This is a genomic window from Enhygromyxa salina, assembly GCF_002994615.1.
Classification (GTDB): Bacteria; Myxococcota_A; Polyangia; order Nannocystales; family Nannocystaceae; genus Plesiocystis; species Plesiocystis salina_A.
The window spans coordinates 1-14,833 of the sequence record NZ_PVNK01000204.1 but is presented as its reverse complement, the minus strand read 5'-3'; the positions used below and the strand labels follow the sequence as shown (position 1 = coordinate 14,833).

8 protein-coding genes are annotated in these 14,833 nt (G+C 70.6%); 5 read left to right on the top strand and 3 right to left on the bottom strand.

What is annotated here, in order from left to right; translation table 11 throughout:
- Nucleotides 1-45: 45 nt before the first annotated feature.
- Nucleotides 46-2,061 carry a DsbA family protein gene (locus ENSA5_RS23655; RefSeq protein WP_106393958.1) on the top strand — a complete coding sequence of 672 codons (2,016 nt, stop codon included), beginning with the start codon at nt 46-48 and terminating at the stop codon, nt 2,059-2,061.
- A 42-nt stretch (nt 2,062-2,103) separates the two neighbouring features.
- On the opposite strand, the gene ENSA5_RS23650 is transcribed toward ENSA5_RS23655, so the two are convergent.
- Both ENSA5_RS23650 and purE read right to left on the bottom strand, forming a co-directional pair.
- Nucleotides 2,104-3,282 (bottom strand): serine/threonine-protein kinase, encoded by a 1,179-nt coding sequence (locus tag ENSA5_RS23650; RefSeq protein WP_106393957.1) that lies wholly within the window; start codon nt 3,280-3,282, stop codon nt 2,104-2,106.
- 8 nt (nt 3,283-3,290) lie between these two features.
- Entirely contained in the window at nt 3,291-3,800 is a 510-nt protein-coding gene (gene purE, locus ENSA5_RS23645; protein ID WP_258182994.1) for a 5-(carboxyamino)imidazole ribonucleotide mutase, read from the bottom strand.
- 106 nt (nt 3,801-3,906) lie between these two features.
- On the opposite strand from purE, the gene ENSA5_RS23640 reads away from it, so the two are divergent.
- Nucleotides 3,907-4,773 carry an MBL fold metallo-hydrolase gene (locus ENSA5_RS23640; protein ID WP_106393956.1) on the top strand — a complete coding sequence of 289 codons (867 nt, stop codon included), beginning with the start codon at nt 3,907-3,909 and terminating at the stop codon, nt 4,771-4,773.
- Nucleotides 4,774-4,965: 192 nt separating this feature from the next.
- Here the strand turns inward: ENSA5_RS23640 and ENSA5_RS23635 are convergent, their stop codons facing one another.
- Nucleotides 4,966-6,489, bottom strand: coding sequence for a tetratricopeptide repeat protein (locus tag ENSA5_RS23635; protein ID WP_106393955.1), 1,524 nt, complete (start codon nt 6,487-6,489; stop codon nt 4,966-4,968).
- Between the two features lie 191 nt (nt 6,490-6,680).
- Here ENSA5_RS23635 and ENSA5_RS23630 point away from each other — a divergent pair, with 191 nt between their 5' ends.
- From ENSA5_RS23630 to ENSA5_RS23620, 3 genes are all read left to right on the top strand, one after another.
- On the top strand, nt 6,681-8,336 hold the full coding sequence (locus ENSA5_RS23630) for an ATP-binding protein (RefSeq protein ID WP_106393954.1): 1,656 nt from the start codon (nt 6,681-6,683) through the stop codon (nt 8,334-8,336).
- Entirely contained in the window at nt 8,315-12,907 is a 4,593-nt protein-coding gene (locus tag ENSA5_RS38940) for a hypothetical protein (RefSeq protein ID WP_219906846.1), read from the top strand. The genes ENSA5_RS23630 and ENSA5_RS38940 overlap by 22 nt, the downstream gene beginning before the upstream one ends.
- A gap of 125 nt (nt 12,908-13,032) precedes the next feature.
- A complete protein-coding gene (locus tag ENSA5_RS23620; protein WP_106393953.1) occupies nt 13,033-14,727 on the top strand; it encodes a DUF4215 domain-containing protein in 1,695 nt (564 codons plus the stop codon).
- The last annotated feature ends 106 nt before the right edge of the window (nt 14,728-14,833 follow it).

The following is a 14,833-nucleotide window of genomic DNA, read 5'->3' as shown; positions in this document are numbered from 1 at the left end:
GTCCCCCGGCCTGTTCTTCATGCAGCCTCGAGCAGCACCTCGACCATGACTCTCAAACCATCCGCGAACAAAATCGTGCTGAGCGCCTGCGCCGCGCTCGGGCTCCTCGTTGCCTGCGCGGACCCGCCGAGGCCGGCGGACGCTGGCGCCGAAGCTGACGCGCGACCCGAGCGGGTGGCCGCCGCCAATCCACAGGCGGTGATCACGGGCGAGCGCTTGCCCGCCGAGTATGACGATAGCGCGATTGCGTATGGCGCGCCCGATGGCGCCAAGGTGACGATCGTCGAATACGTGGACTTCGAATGTAAGTACTGCAAGAAGCTGTCGGACACGATTGATCACATCGCCGCCCAGCACCCCGACGAGATCCGAGTCGTGTTCAAGCAGTTTCCGCTGCCCGGACACTCCCGCGCGATGGCGGCGGGGGCTGCCGCGCTCGCGGCCGAGGCCCAGGGCAAGGGCAAGGCCTATCGCGCGCGCCTGTTCAAGTACCGCACGCGCCTGTCCGACGCCGAGCTCGACGCCTACGCCGAGGCCGTCGGCGTACCCGACATGAACAAATTCCGCGAGGATCGCAGCAGCCCCGAGCTGAGGAGCCAGCTCGAGCGCGAACGCAGCGAGGCCGCGCGCGTCGGCGTCAACGCGCCGCCCTTCGCCTTCGTCAACGGCCGAGCGATCCCCTCGGTCCCCTCGCTCGACGAGCTCAGCGCGCTCATCGACGAAGAGCTCGCCCTCGCCGAGCGCGTGCTCGAGGCTGGCGCAGACCAGGCCGAGCTCTACGACCACTACATGCGCTACGCCAGGGCCAGCTGGGTCGAGCCGAGCGCGGCCGCGCCTGCGCCAGACGACCAGGCCCAGACCCGCAACCCCCAGGCGGACGAGCACTACGCCGTGTTCGTCGACGGCTCGGCGGCGACAGGTCGCGACGACGCGCTCGTGACCCTGATCGCGTTCATGGATCTCTCGAGCCCCGCGCCCGGCCAAGGCCCCGCGCAGCTCGGGGCGACCCTCGCCGCGGTCCGCGAGCGAGCGCCCGACCTTCGCGTCGTGTTTCGCCACGTGGTCGCCAGGGACGCCAAGCGCCAGGTCCTCGCCCGCGCGGGCCTGGTCGCGCTCAGCCACGACAAATTCTGGCCGTGGTTCGAGGCCCTGGCCCAGACCGACACGAGCAAGCCCGAGGCCGCCGCCCTCGCGGCCGCCGCGGCCGCCGGACTCGACGCCGCCGAGCTCCGCGCGCAGCTCGACTCCGGGCCGGTCACCGCCAAGCTGGCGCGAGACGAGCTCACCGCGACCTCGCTCGGGCTCGACCGTACCCCGGGCTACTTCGTCAACGGGCGCTACCTGAGCATCGACGCCACGGTCGAGGCCATCGTCGCGGCTGTCGACGAGGAGCGCGTCGTGGCCGAGGCCTTTCGCCGCGAGCACCCGGACGCAGAGCACCCCTACTACGAGCAGCTGAGCGCCTACCCCCGGACCGTCGCCGAGCTCGTGCCACCGCCGGCCGATCACTTTCGGCGCGAGGTCTCCGTCGAGGGGCTCCCGACGCGGGGCGACGACGGGGCGGCCGAGGTGCGTATCGTGGAGTGTGTCGACTTCGACTGCGACGCTTGCGAGGTCGCGCAGACGACACTGACCAAGATCGCGCCCGAGTTTGGCGATCGCATCGCGATCTACTTTCTCAACTACCCGCTCCCGATCCACCCCAACGCCGAAGCCGCCCATCGGGCCGCGGTCGCAGCCGGCAACCAGGGCAAGTTCTGGGAGATGCATGACTTCTTGTTCGACAATCGCGAGCGGCGCCTGCCCGCGGAGCTCTCCGCTGTCGCGGGCGAGCTCGGCCTCGACGTGCAGCGCTTCGAGAAGGACTTCGCGGCCGAGAAGACCGCCAAGCGAATCGCCTCCGACTACGAGACCTGTCGGGCGCTGGGCGTACGCGGGGCCCCCGGGTTCCTGATCAACGGCCGGCTCGCCTCGGGTGCGCTGCCTGCGGAACAGCTCAGGCAAGTCTTGACCGAAGAGCTCAACGGCGGCTTTGAGGCCGCCGGACCAGCACGGCGATGACCTGCCGCGCCGCGGCGAGGTGGTGTCTTCGTGCTTGCGAGCTCAACCAGAGCGCGGCACGGCCTCGCGCATGACCTCGGCCGTCTCGAAGCGCGCCTCTTTGGCCTTGCTCAGCGCCTTGAGCACGAACGCGTCCCACTGCGGCTCGAGCCCGGGCCGGAGGCGGCTGGGCTCGATCGGCGCCTCGGTCGCCTGGGCCAGGCTCACGGCGATCGGGGTGTCCCCGGTGAAGGGCGGGCGCCCGGTGATCGCGTGGTAGGCCAGGGCCCCGAGGGCGTAGATGTCGGTCCGACCGTCGAGGTTGCCGCCCTTGATCTGCTCGGGCGCCATGTACTCCGGTGTGCCGAGCAGCATCCCGGTCGCGGTCATGCCCTCGAGGTTGGCGATCCGCGCGAGGCCAAAGTCGATGATCTTGACCCGCTGATCGGGGGTCACGATCACGTTGCCGGGCTTGAGATCGCGGTGGATCACGCCCTGGGCGTGGGCCGCAGCCAGGCCCGCGCAGATCTCCTGAAGGTAGGCCCGCACGCGCTCGAGCGGGAGCACCGAGTAGCGGCTGATCAGCTCCTTGAGCGACTGCCCGTCGACGTACTCCATCGACAAGAACAGGTGGCCCTGATCTTCACCGACGTCGTAGATCTTGACGACGTTGGGGTGGCTGATCCGGCGCGCGGCGCTGGCCTCTCGGCGGAGACGATCGCTGGCCGAGGGGTCGAGCAGGGCCATGCCGTGCATGATCTTGAGCGCGACCTGCTCGCCGAGGCGCTCGTCGTTGGCGAGGTAGACCGCGCCCATGCCCCCGGTCCCGAGCGCCCGCTGGATCACGAAGCGCTCGGCGAGGCGCTGGCCGGGCTCGAGCGAGAACAGCTGGTTGGGCCGGGCCTTGGTCGTGGCCCCGGACGAGCCCCCGCTCGGCGTCGGCGCGAGCGCCCTGGTCGCGGCGTCGCCGAGCTGGAGCTGGTGTGAGGCCAGGCGGTTGATCTTGGCGTTGAGCTCGAAGTCGACGCTGCAGACGATCGTCTCGAGGTGTCGGACCCGCTGCTCGAGCTCGCGGGTGACGGCCTCGCGCTCGCTCGCGGCCGCGAGCATCTTTGGGTCGTCCGGGCCCTGGCCGCGCTCGATGCTGGCCATCCGCTCTTTGTGAGCGATGGCCATCTTCCGCCAGATCGTGATGGACCCGAAGATGATGGCGAGGATGAAGACCGGGGTGAACGCGACCATGCGGGGTCTCAGGCGGAGCCAGCCGGGGGCAGCTCGGTCTCGAGCACGCTGCGGGTCTGGGCCTCGCGGTAGGCGAGGTAGCGCCCGCGCAGGTCCTCGTTGGACAGGCTCATGATCGAGACGGCCAGGAGCGCGGCGTTCCTGGCCCCGGCCTTGCCGATCGCAAGGGTCCCGACCGGGATGCCCGAGGGCATCTGGACCGTCGACAGCAGCGCGTCGAGGCCGTCGGTCGACCAGCCCTTCATCGGGACCCCGAGCACGGGCAGGTGGGTGTGCGCGGCGATGACTCCGCCGAGGTGCGCGGCGCCACCTGCGGCGCAGATGATGACCTGGAGGCCGCGCCCGGCGGCCGACTCGGCGTACTCGGCCGCGGCGTGGGGGCTGCGGTGGGCCGAGAGCACGCGCGCTTCGTTGGCGACGCCGAGCTCGTCGAGGATCAGAGCTGCGTGCTGCATGGTCGGCCAGTCCGACTCGCTGCCCATCAGGATACCGACTTGGATGTTGGTGGATTCGGTCACGGTCTTGATTCCAGCGGCGCGACTGGGGAGCACCCGAGGGTAGGCGCCACCCGCCGCGACGGCAAGCGTGGTCCGCGTGGTTCCCCTTTCGTGCTATGCCGCCGCCATGCAGCTGCACTCGGTCGAAGGCAACACCCAAAAGCTCGACGGCGGATCGATGTTCGGCAACTGCCCACGGGCGGTCTGGGAGCGGTGGGCGCCGGCCGACGACCGCCACCGCATCGACCTCGCGTGTCGCTCGCTGCTGGTCCGCGACGGCGGGCGCACCGTCTTGCTCGAGACGGGGATCGGGGCCTTCTTCGAGCCCAAGCTGCGCGAGCGCTACGGGGTCCAGGAGGCCGAGCACGTGCTCCTGCGCTCGCTGGCCGCGCTCGAGCTGGCACCCGAAGACATCGACGTGGTCGTGCTCTCGCACCTGCACTTCGACCACGCGGGGGGCCTGCTCAGGTCGTGGGACGAGACCGGCGGCGCGCTCGAGCTGGCGTTTCCCAACGCGGCCTACGTGATCGGCCAGCAGGCCTGGGACCGGGCCCTCGCCCCCCACCCCCGCGACCGCGCGAGCTTCATCCCGGGTCTGTGCGAGCTGCTCGAGGGCACGGGCCGCGTCGAGCTCGTCGACGGTGAGCGCTCGACCACGCTCGGTCCGCGCTTCTCCTTCACCTACAGCCACGGCCACACGCCCGGGCTGATGCTGACCCGCGTCGAGAGCCCGCGCGGCCCGGTGACCTTCATGGGCGACCTGATCCCCGGGGTCCCCTGGGTCCACCTGCCGATCACCATGGGCTACGACCGCTACCCGGAGCTGCTGATCGACGAGAAGCAGGCGATGCTCGAGCGCGTGATCGCGGAGCGCGGCTGGGCCTTCTTCACCCACGATCCGAAGGTCGCGGCCGCGAAGATCACCCGCGACGAGCGCGGCAAGTTCAAGGCCGACGAGTGCCTCGCGAGCCTTGCCTGGGCCGGCTGTTCTTGACCCCCCACAGGCGTCAGCAACTCGGCGACGCACGGCCGGTCGCTCCTCGCTCGGTGGGCTGGTATGAGCTTCGCCGTGGTCCACGTGGCCCCCTAAAGGGGGCTCATTTGACCCCCGCGGGCGTCAGCAACTCGGCCACGCACGGCCGTAGCGGCCGGTCGCTCGGTGGGCTCATTTGAACCCCCGCGGCTGTCAGCGACTGCCGGGCTTGCGGGCCTTGGCCAGCTGCGAGACGCACATCTCGACCTCGGCGTGGAGCGGGTCGGCCTCGGGCAGCGCCTTGACCAGGTCGCTGCCGCGCGTGCACAGGACCTCGGCCTGGTCGAGGTTGCCGAGGGCGAACTCGGCGATCCCGAGGTGGATCATCGCCCGGATCGACATCCGGTGAGCCGGGCCCAGGCCCTGCACGAGGGGCGTGAGGGCCTCCGTGTACATCCTCCACGCGCCGTCGTGCTGATCCATGGCCATCAGCAGGTCGCCGAGCTCGAGCTTGACCTGGGCCGTGCGCCAGTCCTTGGGGCCGTAGAGCTCGCCGTAGACCTCGAGCAGATCCATGTAGGCCGAGAGCGCGTCGCCGGGCCGCCCGGCCACGACGAACAGCCGGCCGATCGCCTCGACCGCCGCGAGGGTCTGGGGGTGGTCGGGGCCGAGGGTGTTGACGAAGCTGTCGCGCGCCTGGGTCAGCAGATCGTAGGCGGCCTCGACCTGCCCGAGCCCGAGCTGGGCCTCGGCGAGGCTGGTCTGGACCTCGGCGGTGTGCGGGTTCTCGGGCCCGGCGAGCCGCGTCGACAGCGACACGGCCTCGGTCAGGGGTCCGACCGCGCCGACGTGATCGCCGAGCTGAATCTTGACCCGCCCGAGGTTGCGCAGCGCCGTGAACACCAGCCACGGGTCCTCCTGCTCGCGCGCGGCCTCGACCGCTTGCTCGACCGCTTGCACGCCGGCCTCGACCTCTCCTTTGGTCCAGGCCATGACCGCGCGGATGTGGGCCACGGACACCTGCGCGCGGGCGCCGAGCGTCGCGGCGAGGGCCTCGGCCTGGTCGAGGGCGGCGGCGGCCTCGTCGAGCTTGCCCTCGTTGAGCGCCTCGACGGCCCGGATCGCCGCGAGCGGCAGGGCGTAGGCCGGGGTCTCGCGGACGGTCTCGTTGGCCTCGATGTCGCGCAAGGTCTCGGTCACCGCCGCCTGTGACGAGGTGTTGAGCAGCAGCTGCAGCGCCCGCCACCTCCGACCGACGGAGCGCGGGAGCGCGGGCGCGTCGAAGCTCGGCTCCTGCCGCCCCTCGCAGGCCTCGGTGTCGCGGAGGATCGCGTCGAGCTCGGCCCACACGGACGCGGCCCAGGCCGGGTCGTCGGTCGCGAGCGCGACCATGGCGTCGAGCTCCCACAGCTGCGCGTCGAGGCAACGCTGGGTCCGGCGGTCGTGCTGCTCGCAGGCCCGAACATAGGTGCCCCGCCAGGCCTCGCCCCGCGCGGCCACGCGGGCGTCGATCGTCTCGATCACCTGCCTTGGCCACTCGCCCGGGACCTGGTTGAGGGCCGCGTCGAGCTCGGTCCGGCGGACCGGGCTCCAGACCTCGGTCAAGGCGTCGGCGCCCGCACAGACCGCCTGCTCGGACGCGGGCTCGGGCTCGGGCGGCTGCGGCTGCGGCTTGGGCTCGCAGCCGAGCACCAACAACATGGCGAGGACCGACACCGACGCGTAGGGCAGGCGCATGAGCCCAGAATCTAACAGGCCGCCCGCCGGCGGGCTCAGGCTCCGCCGTCGACCTGTCGCTGAAGCTCGGCGAGGGGGGTAAAAAAATTGGAGCGGCGACCCCTTTGGAGTCGCGTCGTCAGCCACAAAGGACGAGTCGCGACGGACGAGAGCAGCTCGCGCGCAGCTCGCGTGGGCTATCATCGGCGACGATGAGCGGCGCTCCGAACGAGGCGAGCGAGGTCGGCGACGCCCTCGAGACCCTCGTCCACCAGTTCTCCGATCCATGGTCCTTCTTGCGCGAGCTGATCCAAAACGCGATCGACGCGGGCAGCCCGGAGATCGACCTTCGCATCGATCACGAGCCCCCCGACGATCCCAACGGTGACGATCCCGGCCTGATGATCGTCGAGGTCGTCGACGCGGGCGCGGGCATGGATCGGCAGATCATCGACACCCGCCTCACGCGGCTGTTCTCGTCGGCCAAGGACGGCGACTACACCAAGATCGGCCGCTTCGGCATCGGCTTCGTCTCGGTCTTCGCGATCGAGCCCGACCTCGTGTGCGTCGACACCGGACGGACCGGGGAGTACTGGCGCGTGCTGTTCCGCAAGGACCGCAGCTTCCAGCGCATCGCGCTCGAGCACCCGACCGAGGGCACGACGATCCGGATCTACAAGCACGCGACGCCGGCCGAGGTCGAGCGGGCCCGCGCCCGAGCCCGCGAGATCCTCGAGTATTGGTGCAAGCACGCGCGGGTCGAGGTCCGCTGCGACGACGAGCTGATCTCGCGCCCCTTCGAACTTGACGCCCGCTGCGTCGTCCGCCACGAGGAAGAGGGCACGCTGCTGCTGCTCGGCTACGTCGACCAGCGCGAGGCTCTGCGCGGCTACTACCACGGCGGGCTCACGCTCCACGAGGAGCGCGACGATCGCCTGCCCCACGTCGCGTTCAAGATCGACTCACGCTACATCGAGCACACCCTGACCCGCGACGACGTGATCCGCGACGACAACTTCGTCAAGGCCATGAACATCGTCGGTCGGCTCGCGCGGACGCGACTCGTCGAAGAGCTGGTTGCGACGCTCGAGCGCCTGACCGCGGCGGCGACCGACGAGCCCGGTGAAGCGCGCGAGCTCGAGCTCCTCCGCGCGCGGCTGCTGAACGTGATCGACGACCACGGCGAGCCGCCCGAGCTCGTGTTCGAGCGCCCGATCGTCCCGGCGCTGCGGGCCGAGGGCGGGCCCGAGCTCCTGTCCCTGGCCCGGGTCCGCAAACGCATCGAGCGCTGCTGGACGGCCTCGCTCGCCTCCCCGGTGACCGCCGCGCTCCTCGCCCGCGGCGACACGGTCTTGCTGTGCCCCGACGACAGCGTGCTCACCGAGCTCCTCGCCCGGGTCTGCGGGCGCGCGCCCAAGCCCGTGACCTCGCTGTGCACCGCGATCCCGGCCACGACCGTCGAGCGCGAGCGCTGGCAGCCCCTGCGCGACGCCACCCTCGCGCTGCTCGAGCGCCAGGACGCCCGGGTCGCCGACATCGCCCTCGCCCACCTCGCGTACCCCCGCTCGCCGGTCGCCGATCACGTCGCGATCACCCAGCGCGTGCTCGGCGAGCTCACGGCGATCGAAGACATCGGCCAGCTGTCGAGCGGGTGGTTCGGCGCCAAGCGGCTCGTGGTCCTCAACGCCGATCACCCCACGGTCTCGCACCTGCTCGAGGTCGCCCGGGTCGAGCCCGAGATCGCCGCCTACTTGCTGCTCAAGCTGTTCTACCTGCGCGGCGGCGCCGACGTCGGCTTCGGCCCCGAGCGCGACAACAAACTGGCGAGTCACGCCGTGGAGGCCCGATGGCAGCGATCGATGACCTGATCGACGACCTGCGCGCAGACGGGGCCGTGGACTCCGAGGGTCAGTTCACCCTCGACCGCGAGCAGGCCCGGGCGAAGATGCAGAAGTTCCAGCTGGCGGATCCGCGCCGCTACGTACTCGAGCTGGTCCAGGCCGCGGTCCTGCGCGGGGCCGAGACGATCGAGTTCGAGATCGACGCCGACGACATGCGCATGCGCTTCGACGGCGCGCCCTTCACCGAGGCCGAGATCGACGACCTCTACGGCTCGCTGTTCACCAAAGGCCACGGCCGCAAGGTCCGCGGCGTCCGCCAGCTCGCGCTCGCGCTCAACGCCGCGCTGGGCATGAAGCCCAAGCACATCCACCTGCGCAGCGGCGTGGTCGAGCTTCACATGCGCCCCGGCCAGCGCGACGAGATCCGCGTCCACGAGGCCAGCGCGGCCACGACCGAGCTCCACGTCAAGCAGCGCCTGCGCCCGCGGCTGTTCGTCGACTTCTTCTTGAACCTCACCGGTCAGCTCGCCGAAGAGCAGTACCTGCGCCAGCGCTGCGGCTACGCGAGCGCGGCGATCTTTCTCGATCGCAAGCGCATCAGCCGGGGCCTGGTCATCGACGACACGGAGGCGAGCGCGATCCGGGTCGAGGGTCCCGGCTTTGTCGGGGCGATGAAGGTCGTGGCCGACAACGCCGACTACACCCAGCTGCACCTGGTCAAGGACGGGGTCTGGATCGACTCGCGCTCGCTGCCCGAGTGCGGGACCCACCTGCTCGCGGTCGTCGAGGGCGAGCAGCTGCGCAAGGACGTCTCGCAGGCGAAGATCGTCAGCGACGACGCGCTCGCGCGGATCGTCGACAACGTTCGGCGGGCGCGCTGGATGCTGTGGAAGAAGGCCCGTGACGAGGCCCGCCAGCGCGAGGTCGGTGGTTGGATCCGGCTGCAGCTGCTCGACTACACCGAGCTCGACGAGCTCCGCGACAGCGTCGAGGCCCTCGCGCTGGCCGAAGAGCTGAGCTGGCCGGACTGTCGTGACGCCAACCGCGACGTGTCCCTGCGCGATCTCGTCGACCAGGTCGAGGCCGGCGAGACCCCGCGCTGGGGCACGCTCACCTACCGCGGCCTCGACCCTGACGCCGGGTCTGCGGTCGTCATGCTGGGCGAGGACGAGGCCCCGCGACTCGCTCGCGTGCTCGGGGTCGACCTCGTCCACGCCGACTCGCTCCTCGCTCGCGAGCAACGCCGCGCGATCGGGCGCGCGGCCTGGCTCGAGCGCGAGGGCGATCCGGTCCTGCCCACGCACCTCGAGCTCGCCATCTGCGGCCCGATCCGCTCGGTGCCGCAGCTCGAGCTGGCCGGAGAGGTCGGCGTCGACTGCCACACCCTCGACGCCCCGCAGCTCGAGCACCCCGCCCACGTCATGCTCTACAAGCAGCGCCACCTGCTCGGGCGGCTCGAGCTCGAGCTCGGCATCCCCAACCTCTGGCTGGTCATCGACGCCGAGTTCGAGCCCAACGACGACTACACCGACGCGGTCCGCGACATGACCTTCGTCCGCGCGCTGCTCGGGGCCCTGTCCGCCCTGCGTGAGCCCCTCGCCCGGCTGCTCGAGCTCGGCCAGGGCACGGTCAACGAGGCCAGCGGGCGCGGCCTGGTCAAGCGCTGGCTGATCGGGCTGCTCGATCCGCGCTCGCAGGTGGCGCTGCTGAGCAAGGCCGGGGCTGACCTCACCCCGGACTTTTACCTGCCCCCCGACGAGCTCCTGCCCGAGCTGAGCCCGGCGCGCCTCGGCCCAGCCGACAGCCACGAGCCGCTCGCGGGCCAAGCTCTGTTCGCGCAGCTCGACGGGCCACGGCTCTCGCTCGCAGACATCGCCGCGCACCACCGCACCCACGGCCACATCCGCTACTTGCCAGGCCGCCCCAAGGACCCCCGCATCCTCGCCCCGGAGGTCGTGATCCTCGGGCCCGGCGACCGCAAGATCGTCCGCGCGCTGTGGGGGCCCGACAGCTGCGAGCTCTTCGACACCGAGGCGGTGCTCAACGAGCTGCGCCACCGCGACCAGCCCCTCGTGTCCCCGGCCGAGGTCCGCGCGCAGCTGCTGCTCGCGCTCTCGTCCGCCGGAGCCCGAGCCGAACGCTGGGTCGTGGACACCAAGCCCGACTTCGAGGGCCTGGTGTTGCCAGCCTTCGGCGAGCTCGGCCCCGCGCTCGAGGACCTCGACGCCGACGCCCTCGCGACGACCACGGTCCGCGTGTTTCGAGCCCGGCGCCTCCTGTGCGAGGTCGAGGTCGAGCTCGGCTGCGGGCCGCTGCTCGCGGTCATCGATCAGCCCGAGCTCACGCCCGACGAGTCGTGGCAGGGCTTGAACCACGACCGGGTCTGGGACCGCGTGCTCGACCGCCTGCGCGACGCCGCGCGCGAGCTCATCGAGAGGCTGTGCGCCACCTACGAGGGCGAGACCGCCTCCGTCAAGCGCTGGCTCGCGCGCTTGTTGACCCGCGCCGCCGTGCTCGGCCTCGAGCGTGACGACCCCTCGATCCGCGACGCGATTCGGACCCTCGATCTCTTCGACACGGTCTCGGGCGCCGGCCTCAGCCTCGAAAAGATCGAGGGGATCCTCGCCGAGCACGGCCGGCTCGAGCTCGTCGACCGCGACACCAGCTGGGCGCAGGTCAAGGACCCGGAGATCGTCAAGGCCGACGAGCTCGAGCGCGAGGATCTGCGCGCGCTGACCGGCGACGCGATCGCCGACGGTCACCCCCGCCTACGCCACCGCCACGTGTTCGGCAAGCTCGGCGCGCGCCCGCCCCTGACCGAGGCGACCCTCGACCCCGCCAGGGTGTTCGTGATCCGCGAGGTCCACGGCGACCAGCGCAGCGGCGAGATCGGCCTCTCGCGCGTGCGCGCCGAGCCCGGCCTCGACCTCGTGCTCGGGACCGCCGGGCGCGAGGTCCACAGCGGCCGCGAGTCGAGCACGCGCGTGCACCTCCCGGTCGACGCGATCGTGATCGACGAGCGGCTCCCGCTCGACGTCGAGGGCGAGCCCGAGCAACACACCAAGCACTACCGCAGGCTCATCCGCCAGCTGCGGCGCAGCGTCCCCGCCCTGGTCCTCGAGCTGTGCGACGAGTGGGACGAGCGGCCCGAGGAATTTCGCCGCGAGGCCTGGCCGCTGGTCCTCGCTCACCTGAGCCACGAAGCTGACAAAGACCGGCGAAGGATCCGCGAGCAAGCCTACGCGGCCGCGCGCCAGATCTCGGGCTTTCGCGATCTGTGGGGCAAGACCTACAGCCTCGACGAGGTCGTCGCGCGATCGCGTCGCCGCCCGGTCGGTGTCCTGGTCGAGCTGCGCCCGCGAGCGCCCGCGCGGGACCTGTTCAAGCAGCTGGTCCTGCTCGTCGATCAGGCCGAGCTCGCCTGCCTCCGCGGCCACACCAAGGTCGAGGAGCTCGACCGCGGCTGGGAGGCGCGGCTAACCGAGCTCGCCAAGCTGGCCAGCGCGCCCAAGGTCGAGCGGCCCGAAGCGCACATCACCAGGCTGGTTGATCGCAAGGCCCAGATCGCCGGGGGCCTCGAGTGCGAGCTGTGGATCCCCCGCGACTACTCGCCGCTCACGCCGACGCGCGCAGCTCCTCAGCTGATCTTCGCCCGCGCCGGGCGCCAGCTCCAGCGCGTCGCGCTGCTCGACACCCTGCCCTGCGCCGGGATCGTTCACGGCGCCAACCTCGTGCACGGCAGCAACGAGCTGGACCTCGACGCGCGCCAGCGCAGCAGCCTCCATCGCCAGATACTGATCCTCTACATCGACCTGGCCAACAAGCTGCGCGCCGCCGGGATGGCCACGACCGACCATGAGCGCGGCCTCGAGTACCTGGCGTGGGTCAACTTCTGCTTCGAGTCTGCGCTCGGCGAGGTCGAAGAGCTCAAAGATGTCGGCAAGCGGGTCAAGCTCCTCCGGCAGCTCGCGTCCGAGGTCGTCCCCCCGACCCTGCGCGACGCGCTAGCAGCCCGTGGCGGTACGCCCGGAGAGCTGAACCCAGCTTCAGACCCAGACCCGGACCCGGAAGCAGAACCCGAACCAGAGCCGGAACCCGAACCAAAACCGCTCGCGGACCCCGAGCCGACCGCGCGTGCCGAGCCAGCCCGATCCGCGCAACCCCCGACGGCCGAGGCCGTCGTCCCCGCGGCCGTGGCCATGCCCGAGGCCCAAGCCGCGCCGAGCTCCCCACGCGAGCGCCTGCTCGGCGCCGTCCACGAGCAGCTACGCTGGGCCCGAGAGCGCCACAAAGACCTGCTCGACGAGCTCCGCCTCGCCCACCTCGACCTGATCCACACCGACGAACCGACGATCGCCGAGGTCCGGCTGACGGGCATCGCCCTGCATCGCAACCACCCTCTGGTCGCGCGTTTGCTCGGTCAAGACCCGCACGACCCGATCGACCTCGCCTTCGTCGTCGCAACGATCTACACGCTGATGAACCACAGCGCGACCAAGATCACCGACGACGACGAGCGCGTGTTCGTCGGCCAGCTGGCCGAGACCCTCGCGCTCTCGCTGCGCGCCATGCGAGGAGTCGTTTCGTCGCCTCCCTGACTCCTTTGTTGTCTCTGCGTAGCTGACATTCGCGACCTCGGGCCGGCTGGTGAACTCGGATCCATCTCCCGGCCTCCGAGGGTCGCGCGCTTCATTCCCCATGCCGTGGGTGATAGGGTCGAGCCATGGTCTACCGTCCGTTTCACCCGTCGTTTCGGGGGCTCGCGGCAGATGCCTGGGCAGCAGCCTGCGGGCCCTTGTTGCTCGGTATCTCGCTCTCGCTCAGCAGCTGTGGTCCCAACATCACCGAGTCCGACTCCCTCGGCGCGGCCGGGACCGGTGGCGAGTGCGCCGAAGGTGAGGAGGGCTGCCCCTGCGCCGCGGGCGTGTGCAACGACGGGCTCAGCTGCGTCGACGGCCTGTGCACGGGCGGCGGCTCGGGGGGCTGTGGCGACGGCATCACCGATCCGGGCGAGGAGTGCGACGACGGCAACGACAACAACAACGACACCTGCGTCGAGAACTGCAAGCTGGCCACCTGCGGCGACGGCTTCGTCGGGCCCGGCGAGGGCTGCGACGACGGCAACGACAACAACGACGACGCCTGCTCCAACGAGTGCAAGCTCGCGAGCTGCGGCAACGGCGTGCTCGACGAGGGCGAGGAGTGCGACGACGGCAACCCCAGCGACAGCGACGCGTGCCTGAGCACCTGCGTCGAGGCCACCTGCGGCGACGGCTTCGTCTACGAGGGCCTCGAGGAGTGCGACGACGCCAACCCCGACAACACCGACGTGTGCCTCGACACCTGCATGGTCGCCAAGTGCGGTGACGGCTTCGTGTGGCAGGGCAACGAGGAGTGCGACGACGGCAACACCGAAGACAGCGACGCGTGCCTGAGCTCGTGCGACGAGGCCATCTGCGGCGACGGCATCGTCTACGTCGGCGTCGAGGAGTGCGACGACGGCAACAACGAAAACAACGACACCTGCGTCGAGGGCTGCATCGCGGCCAAGTGCGGCGACGGCTTCGTCGGCCCCGGCGAGGGCTGCGACGACGGCAACAACGTCAACGACGACGACTGCACCAACGAGTGCAAGTCGGCCACCTGCGGCGACGGGGTCCATGACCCCAACGAAGAGTGCGACGACGGCAACGCCGACAACAACGACAGCTGCACCAACGCCTGCACCGCGGCGACCTGCGGCGACGGCTTCGTCCAGCCCGGCGAGGAGTGTGACGACGGCGACGGCGACAGCAGCGACACCTGCACCAACATGTGCACCAACGCCGTGTGCGGCGACGGCATCGTCTGGGCCGGCAACGAGGACTGCGACGACGGCAACGACGACAACACCGACGGGTGCATCAACACCTGCGACAACGCCGTGTGTGGCGACAGCTTCGTCCGCGAGGGCTGGGAAGAGTGCGACGACGGCAACAACATCAACGTCGACGACTGCACCAACACCTGCGACAACGCGACCTGCGGCGACGGCATCATCTGGGCCGGCAACGAGGACTGCGACGACCAAAACGGGGACGACACCGACGACTGCACCAACATGTGCACCGACGCCGTGTGCGGCGACGGCGTGATCTGGGCCGGCCACGAATTCTGCGACGACGGCAACACGCTGAGCACCGACACCTGCACCTATCCCGAGTGTGAGGAGGCCGTGTGCGGCGACGGCTACGTGCAGGAGGGCGTCGAGGAGTGCGATGATCAAGACGCCGACAACGGCGACGCGTGCCTGAACAACTGCAAGGAAGCCTACTGCGGTGACGGCGTCGTCCACGTCGGCGAAGAAGAGTGCGACGACGGCAATGATAACGACGACGACGAGTGCATGAACGACTGCACCGAGCCGGCCTCCGGCTGACTCGAGTTCGTCACCCGGCGCGTCCGATGGACGCAGGAGACGAGTGGGCGAGCACGCCTCGCCCCTCGCCCACTCCCCTCTCGTCCGCTCCCCTCGCTCGCCCCTC

What these genes read in the sequence shown, in the direction of transcription:
- ENSA5_RS23620 (WP_106393953.1), top strand. Translation starts at nt 13,033, where the DNA reads ATGGTCTACCGTCCGTTTCACCCGTCGTTTCGGGGGCTCGCGGCAGAT.
- ENSA5_RS23630 (WP_106393954.1), top strand. Translation starts at nt 6,681, where the DNA reads ATGAGCGGCGCTCCGAACGAGGCGAGCGAGGTCGGCGACGCCCTCGAG.
- ENSA5_RS23635 (WP_106393955.1), bottom strand. Translation starts at nt 6,489, where the DNA reads ATGCGCCTGCCCTACGCGTCGGTGTCGGTCCTCGCCATGTTGTTGGTG.
- ENSA5_RS38940 (WP_219906846.1), top strand. Translation starts at nt 8,315, where the DNA reads ATGGCAGCGATCGATGACCTGATCGACGACCTGCGCGCAGACGGGGCC.
- ENSA5_RS23640 (WP_106393956.1), top strand. Translation starts at nt 3,907, where the DNA reads ATGCAGCTGCACTCGGTCGAAGGCAACACCCAAAAGCTCGACGGCGGA.
- ENSA5_RS23655 (WP_106393958.1), top strand. Translation starts at nt 46, where the DNA reads ATGACTCTCAAACCATCCGCGAACAAAATCGTGCTGAGCGCCTGCGCC.
- ENSA5_RS23650 (WP_106393957.1), bottom strand. Translation starts at nt 3,282, where the DNA reads ATGGTCGCGTTCACCCCGGTCTTCATCCTCGCCATCATCTTCGGGTCC.